The sequence below is a fragment of the Halomicronema hongdechloris C2206 genome, from assembly GCF_002075285.3.
Lineage (GTDB): Bacteria > Cyanobacteriota > Cyanobacteriia > Phormidesmidales > Phormidesmidaceae > Halomicronema_B > Halomicronema_B hongdechloris.
On record NZ_CP021983.2, the window covers coordinates 2,526,284 to 2,543,548 of the forward strand.

A 17,265-nucleotide genomic window follows, 5' to 3' on the forward strand; every position below is an offset into this window, starting at 1 on the left:
CTGCATTTCTATCTTAGGAGGAATGCAAGTTTCTGAGGGGAAAGACTTTTATTTTGTTTTTTTCATCGCGAAAAGCATTTTTTAAAATCGGCCAACAACTCTCACTACTAGGGTTGATCGCAATGCCAATCACAAGCCATTTCTTCAAAACCCTCTTTAACGCCATCCGCGATAGTGACGCCGATCCACAGTTTGTCTATCCCTTCCTACAATCCCACCTTGATCAACTCACCAATCAACTCCCACAACACCTGAGAAATTGGGCGATCGCTACCCTTCCCACCTTCGAACCAGAACAACAATGCGACACCGCTAACGATATCGCCAACTTTAGCCTCCTCATGCGAGGCTTCCCCCTGGGAGGCAAAGCCACCAATGTCGAAATTGCGATCGCATTAAATCGAGCCCAAAGTTGGTTGCGGCAAGTGCGAAAAAGGGAGCTAGAAGAATTGCGAGAACGCTTGAGTTCAACAACTAGAATGATCTTGAGAAGACAGTTTTATCATTTGGTAGAGGATGAGCCGTTTGTTGAGAGCCATTTTACTGGGCAGCATTTTGTGCGATCGGGCAGTGAGTACAATTTATGAACCTTCAAATCCTTTTCAGCGAAAACCTGATTGAGATCACTTTCTAGTTTTGTCGGTCGCGAAGCTAGAGCGAGTTTTTTTGAGCCTGATATGTCATTTAGCCAAGGAATATAAGTATAGCAATGTCACCATACGAAGAGAATATTTTAGATTTCTATAAAATCTACGAAGAGCAACCTGAACTCTTCACCGACGACGATAGGGCTTCATTTGAGGCTCTCAAAGCAACCTTTGCCGAAGATGACAGCATTGAAAAAATTTCAGATACGATCGCTCTTTGGTGTGAAGAGCATCCCAACATTCTCAATGCTCTTCTGGAGCTTCCCCCAAGCGAGACTAGTGAGAGAGGGGCAGGAGGTCGCTCAACTCGCCTGAATCCTAAAGAGGTTCTAGGACTGTTGGATAATATTACTCGCAGTGGGCCAGCAGGTCGCCCAACTCGCTTGGATCCTGAAGAGACCTCGGAATTGTTAGATAACATCGTTCGAGAAAGTGAAACAGATTCTGGCTCCTCCTCTTCTCCCCCACAAAAATGAGCAAAACTTTCTCAACTCAGAAATTATGTAACTCCAGTCTGACACTTTACGCCTTCCATCTACGTGATAACCTTAGCGAAGGCCTTCGCCAGGTATCATCCCAAGCCTCAAGACTATGGGAGAACCTGGTGTGGTTAGGCAGTACACTGAAAATTCCTGAACTGCAGTCTTTGAGACAAAAGCTGATCTGTTATCAAGCAGGGCAGTATCAACCGACTGCAGAGGATCAGTTAGCTTTAGGTCAACAAAGCCTTTTGCCTGAAGAAGAAGATCGTATAAACTTTCAGTTAATTGCACAAGCCGACAGTGCAAGTCTAGAACTTAAGGGATTACTTTGCCCCTTTCGTCTCCACGATGCCTACGCAATCGACCTTACCCTGTTCTCCCCAACTCCCATCACTTTGGGGCAACTCAACCAGCTTAATCCCCAAGGACTCTTGCTACCTCCACATATCCAGGCATCCTTAGGACAAACCCTATTGTTCTATGCAGAAGTCGATGCCCTCGAGAAAGATGACCGTTCGATTGCAGATGCTTGCCTAGCTCAGTTGCTTCAAAATCAGGTAATGCCTGAATTCCTCGCTGAAGGTAAACTCCTAGGTAGCTCAATCTTTGAATATGGTTCTCTGGTACGTGATCCAGCCCAGCAATACCATATCCTGGTTTGGCTCAACCACAATCAGCTTGCTCCAGAGGTGGATGAAGTTTCAGAACGATTGCTCTATCTCCTGAACTCTCGCCATAAAATTCTTTACGCTTATGACCAGTCTCGCTGGTGCGATCGCCAGGCTAAACAGCTTTACAGCGACCTGGAACTAAACATTGTTCAAAGATTCAACCAGATTGCTCGGTCCCCAGACCACCTACAGCAGTTTCAAACATTACTGCGGAATCAACTACCCCAAACGGCATTTCAGTATGCTCAATACTTGAGGGACCTATCAGATCACGAGACTACAATTAACACTAATCTCCAAAACTACCGTCAACAACTGGCAAAACTCGCCCGATTGCCAGGCTGCGACCTAACTTTTTTGCAAGATTTCTTAGACCTCGCTGAAAACAAATATCTCAAACAAATCCAGGTTAACCAAAGCTACCTTACTCCTGGACAGGCGCTGTTCCAACAACTTACTGAAACTATTCGAGGTTTAGCTGAATTGGAACAGACTGAGAGCGATCGATGTTTAGAGAGAACCGTTCAAGTTCTAGGTGTTGGTCTTGCGACAGGAACCATTGTTGGGGCTGGCTATAGCTACACTGAGAAGCCTTTCAAGCCTCCTTTTTCGACCAACACTATTCATCCGTTTGTTGCTTACTTGCTATGGAGCTTCACTGCTGCCTTTATCGCTGGGGTGATTGCATACTGGCTGACTCAGCTGAATTTGCTGGTATGGTGGTCGAATTTACGTAATCGAGGGCAAGACGAGAAAACCTTTGAAGAATGAGCTTTGAAGCTACTATTTCGAGACTTTATCAGGGAGCAATAAGTCGGAGCATAGACTGGATATTATGTACTTAAGTAAAAATTATACTCTTCGGCCCAAGCGGCTTAAGAGATAGCGCTGCCTACTTATCCCAGCTCAGGATACCGAATACCTGTCAGAGAACCCTAAGACAATGACGCGTGGCTTCCCTGCTCTGGCTGCTAAGGTGATGGCAAGAATTCCTGCTCTTGGCCATGACCGTTTCAGGCATGACTTACTCTTGGATTGCCATGCTTCTGCTGCTCGGGATGGCTGGATGTGCGCTTGAGCCAGGGCCTAACTCAGCTGAGCCATCCAATACGACTGACTCGTCTCCCACCTCAGCGACCACGGCTGAGCCAGCGACGGCGGCGGTGCTCTCCGTCGAGGTCAGCGGTGACCCGGGCGCCTACGAATTTACGGTCACCGTACGCAGTCCTGACACTGGCTGTGACCAGTATGCCGATTGGTGGGAAGTGCTGAGCGCAGAGGGGGAGTTACTCTACCGGCGCGTCTTACTACACAGCCACGTGGATGAGCAACCCTTTACCCGCAGTGGCGGGCCGGTTGCAGTCTCACCGGAGCAAGTGGTGATCGTGCGATCGCACATGCATCCCAGTGGCTATGGAACCCAGGCCCAGGAAGGATCCGTGGCCACAGGGTTTAGGGCAGTGACCTTGCCCGCCGGGTTTGCCACCACCCTCGCCCAGCAAGACCCCCTACCCGCCGACTGCGCCTTTTGAATTGTCTGAGTCCTTTGCCGCTTCACACAGTTCTCCATGCCGCCAGAGCTCAGTCTCAAACGGCAGCTCGGTTTATAAACCAGCCCGCTTAAACGCTGGCAGCAGCGAGCGATCGGCCAAATAGGTGTGCAGCTCTTTGGAGCTCATGCGGCATAGATCTTTGGCGACTTCCTGCACGGTGAGCTGTTGCGGCAGGTTGGATGGCAGCACGTTGCGCAGAATGCCTAGAATTTGCGGTTCTGCAACCAAAATGAGCTGCCTGACTGGGTGCGTCTGACTGAGCTGAGTAATGCGGCTGGCGACAGACTGGGCGAAACGATATTCAAACGCCATCCTATGCTGTTTGCGATGGTCGTCATAGCTGTGAGCCTGACCCGAACCGCCGCGATTACGTCCCGCTTTCGTATTGGCCCACAATTCCTGGCCCGGCATTTCCTGTTCAGCATTGTGTAAGCTGTCACGCTCCACGAGATGCGGTCCGGCTTCGTATTCAGTGACCTCTGTGGGGTTGAGTGTTAAGAAGCGGGCTGTTGTGCCGTCAATAACCGCTACCAGATAGTGACCCATGAATCCCCTCTCGAAACCTTGTCTAATCTAATCGTAACGGGGTTGTGTAGGCCACATCACATCAGCGAACAAAGCTTAGGAGTCTAGCATTACCCGTTTATGCCCCCCATGACGCCTCGCCATCGGGTTGGCAATGACAGTTGGTAACTGGGGGGCAGCCACTCGACCCGTCACCTAAGAGAATAGGATGTGAGGACGTTTCTGGAGGAATCCGATCATGACTCTTGTCCTGAGGTCACCGGCGTTTGCTGCCGGTGGGGAGATCCCCGTTGAATACACCTGCGAAGGGCGCGACATGTCGCCGCCGTTGACTTGGCAGGGCATCCCAGCAGGGACCCGCAGTTTAGTCCTGATCGTCGCCGATCCCGATGCTCCTGATCCGACTGCTCCCCAAATGACGTGGGTCCATTGGCTACTGTACAATTTGCCTCCCGAAACGGAGGGACTATCGGCAGGAATCACATCCCAAAACTTGCCAGCCGGCACCCGAGAAGGCATCAACGACTTCAAGCGCACTCGCTATGGTGGCCCGTGCCCTCCCATCGGACGTCATCGTTACTTCCACAAGCTCTATGCTCTAGATACAATGCTGGCAGACTTGGGTACGCCGACAAAATCCCAACTAGAGGCGGCAATGCCAGGACACATCTTGGCCCAGGCTGAACTCATGGGCACCTATGAGAAGACACGCTGATGGGGTTGAGCCCAATACCGACCTCAAACAACACGCTGATCAGGGCGATTGGGTACCCCTCAACCGGCTTCACCCGCAGGTCGAGGGCAACGTGAAAACATTTATGGCCGTGTCAAAGGGGTTAGGTGCTGTTGCAACTGTTGGGCATTCTTAACAGCGTAACCGCCCCCATCGTTATTGAAATAGACGTAGGCATCGTAACCCAGGCTGAGCCAGTGACACAGGCGATCGCTCTCCGATTGCAACTGCTCTAACGGATAGCCCTGATCCATTGTGCCACCCGGCCCATGGCGTCGTAGGTAGAGAAAATCTGCCGTCGTCGGTGCCGCCACGGTTAACTGTGCCCCATCGGCCCAACAAAGCGCCACATTACTCTGCCGCAGCCGATCGAACATGGCCGGTACTAGCCAGGAGGCATGGCGCACCTCCAAGACAACTTTGGGGGCAGATACCACGGATTGACTGTTGAGAATGTCTAAAAGCTGGGACAACCGCGGTAAGTCCAGCGCAAAATTGGGTGGCAATTGCAACAGCAAAGGACCTAACTTAGACTCCAACAGGGCGACCCGCTGCAGGAAATTCAGCAGCAATTCTTCACAGGCGGCCAGGCGACGAGCATGGGTGATCAGACGACTCACTTTCACCGCGAACGTAAAATCTGGGGGGGTCACTGTACGCCAGCGAGTCAGCATTTTTGTGGAGGGCAGGCGATAAAAGGTACTGTTGAGCTCGACGGTCCGAAACACCTGACTGTAGTGGGCCAACCATTGCCCAGAGGGCACGCCCTTGGGATAAAAGGTGGGATAGCGCCAATGCTTATAGCTAAAGCCGCTGGTGCCGATGATTGCTGTCGCCATAGAGAAAAATTGGATGGGATCCAGAAATCAGTATATTTTGCTTATCCATTCAAGTGATTCTCAGACTCAGATGTCACCCTAAAAGCTAACCAAAGCCACACCTCCAGGTTTTATGACGCCAGAACACGAACGCCTGCAAGCCGCCCAGGTCCCTGCAACCCCCTGGAAAAAATGGGGGCCTTACTTGAGCGAGCGCCAGTGGGGCACGGTACGAGAAGACTACAGTGCCAGCGGCGAAGCCTGGGACTATTTCTCCCATCAGCAGTCCCACTCGCGGGCCTATCGCTGGGGCGAAGACGGTATCGGTGGCATCTGCGATGATCAGCAATTGCTTTGTTTGGCTCTGGCCCTGTGGAACGGTCAGGATCCGGTGCTAAAAGAGCGACTGTTTGGCCTCACCGGCAGCCAGGGCAACCACGGCGAAGACGTGAAGGAGTACTACTTTTACCTAGATAGCACCCCCACCCACAGCTACCTGAAGTGTCTCTACAAGTATCCTCAAGCCGAGTATCCCTATGCTGACCTGGTGGCAGAAAACCAGCGGCGGGGCCGGGGCAGCATGGAATATGAGCTGCTGGACACTGGCGTATTTGCTGAGAGCCGCTACTTCGATGTGTTCGTGGAGTATGCCAAAGCGGCCCCAGAGGACATCCTGATTCAGATCGAGGTGGTTAATCGGGGACCAGAGGCAGCCCCCCTACACCTGCTACCCACCCTGTGGTATCGCAATACCTGGTCTTGGGGCGAGGGCACTGAGAAACCTGTTCTCAAACTCGGCGATCCCGGCAATTGGGGCAGCACCATTGAAGCTGCCCATCCCCTCCTGGGACGCTACTGGCTCCATTGCGCTACTGCCGGCCCGCTGCCCCTGTACTTCACCGAGAACGAGACCAACATCGCCAAACTGTTTGAGGCCGAGAACTCGTCTCCCTACGTTAAGGACGGCATCCACGATGCGGTGATTCACGGTCAGAAAGACGCCATAAATCCGCAGCAGATAGGGACGAAAGCAGCTGCCCACTATCGGCTGCATGTGGGGGCGGGAGAGGGTCAGACGGTGCGGCTGCGACTGACCCAAGAAGCTCATTTGCAGGCCCCCTTGGGTGACGACTTTGACACCGTCTTGCAAGCCCGGCGGCGAGAGGCGGATGACTTCTATGCTGCCCTCACCCCTTTTACTCTGACCGCCGACCAGCGATCGATTCAGCGCCAGGCCTTTGCCGGGATGCTGTGGAGCAAGCAGATGTACCGCTACGGGGTACAAGATTGGCTCCGGGGTGATCCGACCATGCCGCCACCGCCCCCAGGCCACCAGCAGGGTCGCAATCGCCAGTGGCGACACCTCGATAGCGCCGACATCATTTCCATGCCCGACACCTGGGAATACCCCTGGTTTGCCGCCTGGGATCTGGCTTTTCACTGTATTCCCCTGGCCATGGTCGATGCCGAGTTTGCCAAGCAGCAGCTCGATATCATGACCCGGGAGTGGTATATGCATCCCAACGGCCAGCTGCCGGCCTACGAGTGGGCCTTTGGGGATGTGAATCCGCCGGTACATGCCTGGGCCACTTGGCGGGTCTACAAGATTGAGCAAAAGTTGACAGGCCAGGGAGATCGGATCTTCCTAGAGCGGGTCTTTCAAAAGCTGCTGCTGAACTTCACCTGGTGGGTAAACCGCAAGGATAGGGAAGGCAATAACGTGTTTGAAGGGGGCTTTTTGGGCCTCGACAACATTGGCGTGTTTGATCGCAGCGCCGAACTACCCACGGGCGGCACCCTGGAGCAATCTGACAGCACCAGTTGGATGGCCATGTACTGCCTCAACATGTTGGAGATTGCCTTAGAACTGGCCCGGGACAACCCTGTGTATGAAGACATGGCCACCAAGTTCTTCGAGCACTTCATCTACATCGCCGATGCCATGAACCACATCGGTAACGACCGCACCCAGCTTTGGGATGAGGAAGACGGCTTCTTCTACGATGTGTTGCATCTGCCAAATGGCAAGCGCATCCAGATGACGATTCGCTCCCTAGTGGGGCTGATTCCTCTGTTTGCGGTGATGACCATCGAACCGGATTTGCTACGGCGCTTACCTAACTTCGCTGAACGCCTACAGTGGTTCATCCGCAACCGTCCCAACCTGAAGCGCAATGTCGCCTGCATGGAAACCGAGGGTGTCGGTGCCCGTCGTATGCTGGCCCTCTGCTATGCCACCATGGGTCGAGCCCGGCCTCAAGATAAGCTATGCCGCCTCTTAGAAAAGCTACTGGATGAATCCGAGTTCCTGAGTGACTACGGCATCCGCGCCCTCTCCAAACACCATGTCGAGCATCCTTATGTGTTCTACGCCAACGGCCAGGAGTACCGGATAGACTACGAACCGGCTGAGTCTAGCAGCGGTCTGTTTGGTGGCAATTCTAATTGGCGGGGGCCGATCTGGTTTCCGGTGAATTATCTGATGATCGAGTCATTGCAGAAGTTTCATCACTACCTGGGCGATGACTATCGGGTGGAATGTCCGACAGGGTCGGGGCAGTGGATGACGCTGTGGCAAGTGGCCAGTGAGTTATCCCAGCGGCTGATGGCGATTTTTCTCCGCGACGGCAGTGGACGTCGCCCTGTCTATGGGGGCATTGCCCCGTTACAGACTGATCCTCACTGGCGAGGCTACATTCAGTTTCACGAGTACTTCCATGGTGACAACGGCGCCGGCCTGGGAGCCAGCCATCAAACCGGCTGGACTGGGCTGGTTGCCAAGCTGATTCAACAGCAGGCGGAATATAGTAGCTAGCAGGCAGTGAGCATGGCTTCTGGGGTCACCAACACATCGGTCTGGGATGATCGGCGGACGCTTTGAGGACATCCTGCTGATTAATCTGATTGCAGCACAGGATAGAGATAGGCCCCAACCTCGCCAACCTGGCCAAGGTGACAGACTGCCCGCTGCCTCGCCTGTTTCCCATGAAACTCGCTGTGTTAGATCGGACTTTCTCGCCAGCCCTGTCTGCCCCCCGTGACCTACGACCGCTGGATGAGGTGCGATCGCTTGACCGCAAGCTGGGACAGCCCTTTCAACACATCTGGAAGACCATCTCAATTCACCCTAATCTCTCGTACTGACAGACTACTCGGACGATCCCGGGACGGTTTCAGGACAGAGGGCTCATCGGGAGCAGCTCTCTGGTATCCACTGCTAGGGCCGGCAATTGGCCGGCTGGGCTGGCTCTCGTGAGTCTATGGCATCTGCTTTGCCGCTGCCGATGTCGGCTTAGTGGCTGGCATAGGGGCTTTACCCTTGAGCGATACTGATCGTCTGTCACCCAATTCAGTATGATCATGCTCAAATAGTGCGTGGCAATTGATATGCAATCCGACGAGGCTCTGGCCCTGCTGGATCACCTACTCCCCCACCATCCCCTGAGTGATCTGCAAGAAACAGTTTTCAGCCAGGTGTGGCAAGGTAAAACCTATGCTGAAATCGCCGATGCCTATGGCTACGAGCACAGCTACATTCGCGATGTGGGATTTCGTCTGTGGCAGATGATCTCGGAGGCCCTGGGGCAGAAAGTCTCCAAGAGCACCATCAAAGCCGTGCTCAGGCGCTATGCCCGCAACCATATGGCCCCGATGTCCTCGCCCCAGAGTGTCTCTGCGTCCCTGCCTCTGGCCTTAGAATTTCCCAATGGTCCGGTGCCCCTGCACTCGCCGTTATACATCGAGCGGCCCCCCATCGAGACCCAGGTGATGGCCGCTGTGCTCAAACCCGGCAGCCTGATTCGCCTCAAAGCTCCCCGGCAGATGGGGAAAACATCGTTGCTGCGGCGCATATTGGCCCATGCCCAACAGCACCAGCTGCGTTGCGTCAGCCTCAGTTTTCACCGGGCCGACCGGGCCATCTACACCGATCTAGATCGATTTCTGCGCTGGTTTTGTGCCAATATCAGCTATCAATTGGGGCTAGAGGCCGATCTGGACAGCTATTGGAACACCGACATCGGCAGTAAGGTCAGCTGCACCGCCTACCTGGAAGACCATGTACTCAGCCAGATCAGCGATGGGCTAGTGATTGCCCTGGATGAGCTGAATGACCTCTTCCAGTACCCGGAGTTGGCCTCGGAATTTCTACCGCTGCTGCGGTCTTGGTATGAAGACGGCCGCGAGTTGCCAGCTTGGCAGAAACTGCGGTGGGTGTTGGCCTATGCCACCGATGTGTATGTGCCGTTGCAGTTGAATCAGTCCCCGTTTAATGTGGGGCTTGCGATTAAGTTACCCTCGTTTTCCCTGGACCAGGTGCAGGAGCTGGCCCAGCGCCACGGTCTCACCTGGGCTGACGGTCAGGGGGGCCAAGAGCAATTGTTAACGTTGCTGCATATGGTCAGTTGCCGTCCAGGATTGGTGCGATTGGCCCTGTATGCCCTAGCCCAGAATGGCATGGGTGTAGACCAGTTAATCGAGGAAGCCCCTACTCAATCGGGTATCTACAGTGATCATCTGCGGCACCTGCTGGCGGCCCTGTCACCGTTTCCAGGGCTGCAGGCCGCCTTTCGTCGGGTGATTCAGGCGGCGGAGCCGGTGTCTCTAGACCCCATTACCGCCTACCGCTTAGAGAGCCTGGGCCTGATTACGCTCGATAAAAATCAGGCCACTCCCAGCTGCGAGTTATATCGCCACTATTTCCTCAATTTCTTGCCGGCAGACCAGCCCTCGACCCATGTATGAGTACCAAGTTGGGGGCAGCCTGGCGGCAGATAATCCCACCTATATCGAGCGCAATGCCGATGGGGCCCTCTATCGGGCCCTGGTGCAGGGGCAGTTTTGCTATGTACTGAGCTCCCGACAGATGGGCAAATCCAGCCTGCGGGTGCAGACTCGCCATCGCCTGGAAGCGTCTGGCCAGGGCCGCTGTGCTGCCATCGATATGACCCGCATCGGCAGTCATCAACTGAGTCGAGAGCAGTGGTACCAGGGACTGGCTTTCGATCTGCACCGGAAGGTCGGCAGGCGGCCCTCGGTGAATTTGCCTGCTTGGTGGCAAGGGCTAGGGGAACTGCCACCGGTGCAGAAGCTGAGTCAATTCATCGAGGAGGTGCTGCTGCAGGGTCCGTGCCAAGAGCGACTGTTTATTTTTCTAGATGAGATCGACAGTGTGAAGGGCCTCAGCTTTGCCGTAGGCGACTTCTTCGGGCTGGTGAGATTTTGCCACAATGCCCAGGCGGAACAGGGGGCCTACCGACGGCTGACCTGGGCGTTATTTGGGGTGGCCACGCCCCGGGAGTTGGTGGCCGATGCTGGGCAGACGCCGTTTAACATTGGCCAGGGCATCACCTTGGGGGGCTTTACTCTGGCGGAGGCGGCTCCCTTGCAGTCGGGGCTTGCTGCCATTGCCCAAGCCCCCGAGGCTGTGTTAGCCCAAGTGTTGCATTGGACCGGGGGACAGCCATTCTTGACCCAGAAGCTCTGTCGGCTGCTGCAGGAGCACTACCGCCAAGTGCCGATTGCCAGGGGGACAGAGGCGATGGCGGTGGCTAAGTTGGTGCGATCGCATATCGTCCACCATTGGGAAGCCCAGGATGAGCCAGAACATCTGCGGACGATGTGCGATCGCATCCTAGGCGACGACCAACGCGCTGGCCGCCAGTTGAGCCTCTATCAGCAGCTCCTAAGCCAGGGCTACCTCAAAGCTGACGGCAGCGACGACCAAGCCCAACTGAGGCTCTCTGGCATTGCCATTGACCGGGACGGCCGGCTGCAGATCACCAATCCCATCTACGCCGCCGTCTTCGATAGCGACTGGGTAAGTCAGCGCCTATCCGAACGGCGCCCCTACGCCGCCGCCCTCAATGCCTGGGTAGCCTCCCACTGCCAGGATGAGTCACGCCTGCTAATGGGCCAAGCCCTGCAAGAAGCCCTGGCTTGGGCCGCTCCCAAACACCTAAGCGAATTAGACTATCGCTACCTCTCTGCCAGCCAAGAATGGGATACCAAGATGGTGCGAATGGAGTTGGCCGCCCAGGAAAAGGCCAACCAAATGCTAGCCGCCGCCCAGCAAAAAGCCACCCAAATTATCTGGTTGGGCTATCTCAGTTTAGGCACCTGTCTGGTCATTTCAGTGATTGCCTTACTCACCAGCCTGCTGAGGTGAAGTTCAGCTGCCGCCACAGCTCGGCTCTAAGCCAACTATCAGCCAATTTTCACCTCAGCCCCGGAAAGTCGAGGGACAATATTAAAAGATAGTTAACCGGAAGTCGTCATGAACTTAACCAAGTTTGACCTCAATGTCATCCCCGGATATCGTCCTTGGCTAGAAGCGCAGATTCGCCAGCTGAGTATTAAAGCCCTCAGCACCAGTACCCTCACCTGTAATGCCTGCGGCGAAATCGCCGGTACCTACATCATCGAATACCAGGGCCAAACTTTTCGCCTACCGGGGGAAGAAGCCTATGCCTTGCTGCAGTTTGTGGTGGGCAGCACCGCGACGACAGAATAGTACGCCAAGGCAGACGTAGGAAGGAAGAAGGAAGAAGGAGAAATCCCTATCAATACAACCTTCTGCTCTAAGTAATAGAGGCGTTATTGCTGCCGTAGGGTCGTTGATCCAGCTGCGGCCAAAGGCCCAATTCGCTGCCGTCTGCCCTCGAGAGATGGCTAACAAGACATCGCTAACAAGACATCGCTAACAAGACATCGGGCAATTGCAGCCGCTGCTACCCAGATGGGAGACCTACTAAAATGTGCCAATCAGGACTAAGAGCGTGACCGAACAGATAAACACTAGCCCGATAGCCAAAATAGCTAACCAAGGCTCGCGATTCTTGCGGTCGAGATAGTCATTTACCTGCTTATCGTGGGGCTCAGGTCGCCAAATCATCGGTTCCATGGTGATATCCTCTTGGGATCAGCTACTAGACATAGTGAAAGGCAGACGGAAAAAGTCAGAGGGCAGAATCAGGGTGCTTGCTAGGCAAAGAATTCGCTGATTTGGAATATCCTCATCTAACTGGCTGTGGCCATATATTCCACAAAAAATATTCAAAGAAACGCTGGTCATTGTCTTGCACGATGTAACTATTAGTTTAATTCCCAATAATATCCATGACTGCTAATAGTCGCTGTTTCTTTATTTTTATTAAAAATAATTAGTAGTTTCATGCAGGTTAAGATCGCAGATAAAGAGCACCAGCTCTAGAAAATAATGGGTTGAGCTCATGCTTTAATCCGAGGAAATTAAGTGATCTGAACATCACAAAAACCTTTTCTGAGAGTATACTAAACTAAGTTATGGCTGCTGTCCTAAGTAGCCAAGTAGCCCGATTCTGCCGCCGCTAGTCACAGATCTAGTCACAGATTGACAGAGAGTCACAGATTGACAGAGAGTCACAGATTGACAGAGAGTCACAGATTGACAGAGAGTCACAGATTGACAGAGAAACTGAACAGAGAAAGCGCTCGCTTCAGACCCAGACCCCAGGACTGTTACCGATAGCTGTCGCTGCCTTGATTTGGAGATGGCTCCCATGACATCCAAGCAAGTTACTCCTGAGACGTCTTTATCTCCTACCTCGCTAGCAGAAATGTATGGCTTCCAACGGCATCAGGTTGCCCTTTACTGTCCGATTCTGCCGCTTGTGGATGTGCCTACTGCCGTCAAGACTCGCCGACATCTCCAACACCGCCGGTAGCTGCGGTCATTTTCTAAGGGGGCGGATGGCTGTGAGAGAATGGCAACGGACGTTGGCTAGGTAGCCTACGCGTTAGGTCAAGCGTAGAAATATCTAGCCGCTGACCGGCTAGAGTAGGACGACGTTGCTATGGTGAGGAATCGGGGGTCATGAAAGTTGCCGATATCATGTCCACGCCGGTCGTGACAATTCGCAACTCGGCAACGGTGGCTTGTGCGGTAGGACTGATGCGGCAGCAAGGGATTCAGGCCCTGATCGTAGAGCGGGCCCACGATGAGGACGCCTATGGCATCTTGACCGCCACCGATATTGTGGCCAAAGTGGTCGCCTCTGGCCGTGATCTGGACGCTGTCCGGGTCTATGAGGTCATGAGCAAGCCTTGCATCGTCCTCAATCCCAACCTCGGCATTGAATATGCCGCCCGCTTGCTCACCGACTATAACCTTCACTGTGCCCCGGTGATTCAGTCAACACTGCTGGGCGTCGTCTCCATTGTCGATATTCTGGAGCGGGGAGATTTTCTACAGCAATCCCTGGAAGGAAGACTCAGCCAGCAACTGCAACAACTGACAGAAACGGCCAAGACAGTGTGTCAAACCCAAGGGGCCGATACCCCCGCCTGCAAAGCCGCCTGGGTCGCTGTAGATGCGCTGCAGGCAGAACTGGCCCACCAGCGCCAGGAAAAGCTAGAGAAAACGGCCTTTGAAGCCTACCGTGAAGTCTATCCCCAGGCCTTTGGGGATGAGGAATACGACACCTGGTGCAGCGGGTAAGGCCGGCGATCACTGCGATCGCACCCAGGCTCGTAGTTGCTGGTCGGCGTTGACTTCATCTTGTTGGGCCAGGGCTAAAAACTCGTAAAGCTTTGATTTCGGCACGGTTGGAAAGGTGGGGCTAGCCTCCACCTCTTGGTATTGCCGCCCTTGCAACTGGTAGATTCGCCACTCGCGCCCGTTATAACGCCAAAGCTCTGGCACGCCTAGGCTGGCATAGAGCTCCAGCTTGTCGATATCGGTATGGGTGATGTCGATCTCTACCACTAGGTCTGGAGGCGGATCATGCTGCAAATCGACCTGACGACCGGCCACTAGGGGCTGATTTTGGATGTAATAAGCATTGTCCGGTTCGGGACTGCGGTTGAGATCTGCTCGCACCAGGGTAGTAGACCCCAGGGTTTTGATCTTCAGCCCCAGCTCAATCACCAAAATACGAATAAACAGTTCAATGAGGCGGGTAGCGAATTCGTGATCTTCTAGGGGCATGGTGATTTCGAGAATACCGCGATCGTAGGTGATGCGGGCGGCGCGGCTTTGGGGTAGGGCCTGGAGAATCTGCTGGTAGGCCTGCCAGTTGAGGTGGTGAAAGGTGACGCGTTGTTCACCGATCGCTTGGGGAGGAGATGTCGACATCACCATAGGGCTAACTCGTATCGGGAATGGCCGGAGCAGTTGCTTGCTTAGTACTCCGCTTAGTACTCCAATGATAGAGCGCAGCGATCGTACCGCGAGTCATCTCTGGCCCAGAGGTGCGATCGCACATGCGCAATGACCCACAGGCTAAGGTTAAGAGCTGACTCTACCCACCTCTGACGTCGTCTGAGTCAACGCGTCTAGGGCCTTGACCACCCGTTCCTTGCTGGCCTCCAGATGGGCTTGGATGGCCGCGATGGCGGTGTCGGGGTTGCCACTGGCGAGGGCAGCACAAATCTGACGATGCTCGTGGCAAATGTCTAGCACTTTGGGGTCGTGGCGGGTGGTTTGCACCCGCAGCAGCAGCATCTTGTCGAAGACCTGCTGGAGTAACCCCGTTAGCCAGGGATTACCTGTACTGGCGGCGATTTTGCGATGGAATTGATAGTCCAAACTCAGCAGTTGAAAGGTATTTAGGGTCGAGGCCTGTCGTTGCACGGCTCGCTCGGCTTGCAGAATCGACTGCTGCAGGTCTTCTAGAATGCTGTGGTCAGAAGCCGCTACTGGCGAGTCATCACGCATTTTGAGGCAGGCCTCGCGCACGGCGACCTGCTCCAGGGCGATGCGACAATCGTAGAGGTGAATTGCATCTTCTACGGAGACGCTAATCACCCGCAAACCACCGCTGGGCTCAACTACGGCTAGCCCTTCCCGCTGCAGCTGGCGAAAGGCCTCCCGAATTGGGGTGCGGCTCACCTGCAATTGCTGGGCCAGTTGGGTCTCTACCAATCGCTCTGCCGGTGCCAATTCCCCCGAGAGAATACTCGTCCGCAGGGCTTGATAGGTTTGCTCGTATAACGATTCCCGTCGGGGCAGCGGATTCGAGGATAGGGCCAAGGCGATCATCCTTTGCTGATGCAGCTGATGCTGAGGGGCGTTGCTGATGGTAGTAAGCCAGGTTACGATGCCATCATTGTATACAGTATACGCTCCTGACTAAGAATTCCGATGGGGGGCGGGGGCAAGGTTGTGAAGGAGATAGGTCTATGGTTACGCAGCTGGCGTCATCCTTACTTCCCCATCCCCCCATTACCCCATTACTCCCCTACTCCCCCATCCCCAAAGCACTCCCCCGGTCAGCAGCAATAGCCCCAGGCCCAACCCACCAGTAAGGGGATATCCAGGGCGTCCCACTAACCAGGTGGGACCCGTACCACTGGCGATTCCATTGCCTGTGGTATCGAGCCAGGCTAGAGCGGCGACCCAACCGCTGTGCAACCCCCAGGCCAAGCCTAGGGAGCCGCCATCGGCCCAGCGGGCCAGAATCAAGACGACTCCCATCAGGGTTAAGCCGGGTAGATTGACGATGCCGGCGGGGCCATCCCAGATCAGGTGCAGCATGGCGAAGAGACCACTTGCGATCGCAACCATTGCCCCAACGCCATAGGCTGGCTGCAGTTGATTGACCACAAAGCCGCGGAACATTAACTCTTCTACACCCCCTACCACCAGCGCTAACAGCAAGATGCCTCCCTGCAGCGGCCAAGATAAGGACGTCAAGGTCGGTCGTTGCTGCCAACCCACGCCGATTTGAACGCCATAGATGCCGAGGACTCCTGCCAGCCCCCAGCCCCAGCCCAGCATTAGCGATCGCATCAGCCCCCCCGATAACACCAAGCCATAGTCGGCAAAAGACTCCCCCCCTACACGCTGTAGCCCCCACAGCAGCAGCGGCGCTAGCCCATAGAGCGGCAACAACAAGGGGAGCCTCTGTTCAGGCGGAACCGGGTACTGCAGCGGCCAACGCCAGAGACGCCAGCACACCAGCGCTATCGGCAGCCACAGCAAAGCCCAGACCGCTAGCACCAGTAATATAGTCAGCACAGGAAATGGGGTCAGCACGCTATTAGGAGTGGGGCCTAAGTATCCAAAATCTCATCGCTGGCGGCTAGAAGCCGCGCCTATACAGAGAAAACCCAAACCATTGTAGGCTTTCAGTGCCTATGGACCAATTCAACTCAGGGGGTGAACCCTGAGGTTTTTGCGTTGATTGTAGGCATGACGAGAGTATGTTGCTTATAGGGGTTAACCCGATCACGAACTAGGATCCCGACGACTAGATTGCTACCTCCATCAGAATCCCGAAACCGAAAACCCGTCATTCCAGGACAAGCGCAACGCGACCCGGAATCCAGACAGAGGGGCTATGCCAATTGCCACTATCTGGGATTACTTTCTGAGCCACTGGGGTTCGACTCCACTCACCCAGCTAAATCTTGATCACCCAGCGACAACCGCTTACCCAGCGACAACCGGTCACCGAGCGGAGTCGAGGTGACACACCACTTACCCAGCACTGCCTGGAATCCAGACAGAAGTTACGCCGTCAGCAGACAGCCTTAGGCAGAGATCCCCGAAAACTGGATTCCCGCCACCGCGGAAATGACAGGAGTGAGGTCTACTCAGCAGAGTGCTCTTCTTCTCCTCCCACCGAGGGGAGCAGGGGAGGTGTCAGGGCTGTCTCATTTTAATAAAGCCCCGTCTCACTCTGAAGGCAATCGTTCTGGGTAAAAGTCAATTATTTGGGGTCAGCCCCTCATTGATGAGGGTTGAGGGGTGATCAATTGGAGTCTCACCCCCAATTGCCCAGGCTCTGAGGGCGTCAGTTTGCCTACGGAGCCAACCGTCTATCGTGGCCGATAGCGGCAGCCATCATGGTTAAGA

The 17,265-nt window shown here is 54.6% G+C and carries 18 protein-coding genes; 12 read left to right on the forward strand and 6 right to left on the reverse strand.

Translation table 11 applies throughout. The features are described 5' to 3' along the window. Positions 1-122 precede the first annotated feature (122 nt). The 4 genes from XM38_RS11340 (at position 123) to XM38_RS11355 (ending at position 3,332) form a co-directional block, all read left to right on the forward strand. The gene (locus XM38_RS11340; RefSeq protein ID WP_080813150.1) at positions 123-587 is read left to right on the forward strand and encodes a hypothetical protein; all 465 of its coding nucleotides are present in this window, start codon (positions 123-125) and stop codon (positions 585-587) included. 122 nt (positions 588-709) lie between these two features. Next, complete coding sequence (locus XM38_RS11345) at positions 710-1,123, forward strand: hypothetical protein (RefSeq protein ID WP_080813152.1); 414 nt, start codon at positions 710-712, stop codon at positions 1,121-1,123. A gap of 128 nt (positions 1,124-1,251) precedes the next feature. Continuing rightward, positions 1,252-2,571: a hypothetical protein gene (locus tag XM38_RS11350; protein ID WP_080813154.1), complete on the forward strand. Its 1,320-nt coding sequence runs from the start codon at positions 1,252-1,254 to the stop codon at positions 2,569-2,571. Between the two features lie 248 nt (positions 2,572-2,819). After that, a complete protein-coding gene (locus XM38_RS11355; protein ID WP_080813155.1) occupies positions 2,820-3,332 on the forward strand; it encodes a hypothetical protein in 513 nt (170 codons plus the stop codon). A gap of 72 nt (positions 3,333-3,404) precedes the next feature. Here XM38_RS11355 and XM38_RS11360 read toward each other — a convergent pair whose 3' ends face one another. After that, on the reverse strand, positions 3,405-3,899 hold the full coding sequence (locus XM38_RS11360) for a host attachment protein (RefSeq protein WP_080813157.1): 495 nt from the start codon (positions 3,897-3,899) through the stop codon (positions 3,405-3,407). A gap of 217 nt (positions 3,900-4,116) precedes the next feature. Here XM38_RS11360 and XM38_RS11365 point away from each other — a divergent pair, with 217 nt between their 5' ends. Beyond that, a complete protein-coding gene (locus XM38_RS11365) occupies positions 4,117-4,593 on the forward strand; it encodes a YbhB/YbcL family Raf kinase inhibitor-like protein (RefSeq protein WP_088429866.1) in 477 nt (158 codons plus the stop codon). Positions 4,594-4,694: 101 nt separating this feature from the next. Here the strand turns inward: XM38_RS11365 and XM38_RS11370 are convergent, their stop codons facing one another. Then, on the reverse strand, positions 4,695-5,450 hold the full coding sequence (locus XM38_RS11370) for a DUF72 domain-containing protein (RefSeq protein WP_088429869.1): 756 nt from the start codon (positions 5,448-5,450) through the stop codon (positions 4,695-4,697). 112 nt (positions 5,451-5,562) lie between these two features. Here XM38_RS11370 and XM38_RS11375 point away from each other — a divergent pair, with 112 nt between their 5' ends. The 5 genes from XM38_RS11375 (at position 5,563) to XM38_RS11390 (ending at position 11,940) form a co-directional block, all read left to right on the forward strand. Continuing rightward, positions 5,563-8,244: an MGH1-like glycoside hydrolase domain-containing protein gene (locus XM38_RS11375; protein ID WP_088429871.1), complete on the forward strand. Its 2,682-nt coding sequence runs from the start codon at positions 5,563-5,565 to the stop codon at positions 8,242-8,244. Between the two features lie 170 nt (positions 8,245-8,414). Beyond that, a complete protein-coding gene (locus XM38_RS25940) occupies positions 8,415-8,573 on the forward strand; it encodes a hypothetical protein (RefSeq protein ID WP_187329373.1) in 159 nt (52 codons plus the stop codon). 243 nt (positions 8,574-8,816) lie between these two features. Further along, entirely contained in the window at positions 8,817-10,172 is a 1,356-nt protein-coding gene (locus XM38_RS11380; protein WP_088429873.1) for an AAA-like domain-containing protein, read from the forward strand. Then, positions 10,165-11,595, forward strand: a complete 1,431-nt coding sequence (locus tag XM38_RS11385) for an AAA-like domain-containing protein (protein WP_088429875.1) — start codon at positions 10,165-10,167, stop codon at positions 11,593-11,595. The genes XM38_RS11380 and XM38_RS11385 overlap by 8 nt, the downstream gene beginning before the upstream one ends. Positions 11,596-11,703: 108 nt before the next feature. Continuing rightward, complete coding sequence (locus XM38_RS11390) at positions 11,704-11,940, forward strand: hypothetical protein (RefSeq protein WP_080813002.1); 237 nt, start codon at positions 11,704-11,706, stop codon at positions 11,938-11,940. Positions 11,941-12,177: 237 nt separating this feature from the next. On the opposite strand, the gene XM38_RS25945 is transcribed toward XM38_RS11390, so the two are convergent. Beyond that, positions 12,178-12,330 (reverse strand): hypothetical protein, encoded by a 153-nt coding sequence (locus XM38_RS25945; RefSeq protein WP_187329374.1) that lies wholly within the window; start codon positions 12,328-12,330, stop codon positions 12,178-12,180. A 637-nt stretch (positions 12,331-12,967) separates the two neighbouring features. Here XM38_RS25945 and XM38_RS25950 point away from each other — a divergent pair. Next, a complete protein-coding gene (locus XM38_RS25950; RefSeq protein ID WP_187329375.1) occupies positions 12,968-13,132 on the forward strand; it encodes a hypothetical protein in 165 nt (54 codons plus the stop codon). A gap of 149 nt (positions 13,133-13,281) precedes the next feature. Next, positions 13,282-13,905 carry a CBS domain-containing protein gene (locus tag XM38_RS11395; protein ID WP_080813004.1) on the forward strand — a complete coding sequence of 208 codons (624 nt, stop codon included), beginning with the start codon at positions 13,282-13,284 and terminating at the stop codon, positions 13,903-13,905. Between the two features lie 9 nt (positions 13,906-13,914). On the opposite strand, the gene XM38_RS11400 is transcribed toward XM38_RS11395, so the two are convergent. The 3 genes from XM38_RS11400 to XM38_RS11410 form a co-directional block, all read right to left on the reverse strand. After that, positions 13,915-14,541: a Uma2 family endonuclease gene (locus XM38_RS11400; protein ID WP_306441497.1), complete on the reverse strand. Its 627-nt coding sequence runs from the start codon at positions 14,539-14,541 to the stop codon at positions 13,915-13,917. A 153-nt stretch (positions 14,542-14,694) separates the two neighbouring features. Beyond that, positions 14,695-15,447: a GntR family transcriptional regulator gene (locus XM38_RS11405; protein ID WP_187329377.1), complete on the reverse strand. Its 753-nt coding sequence runs from the start codon at positions 15,445-15,447 to the stop codon at positions 14,695-14,697. A gap of 183 nt (positions 15,448-15,630) precedes the next feature. Then, a complete protein-coding gene (locus XM38_RS11410; protein WP_137455083.1) occupies positions 15,631-16,425 on the reverse strand; it encodes a CPBP family intramembrane glutamic endopeptidase in 795 nt (264 codons plus the stop codon). Between the last annotated feature and the right edge of the window lie 840 nt (positions 16,426-17,265).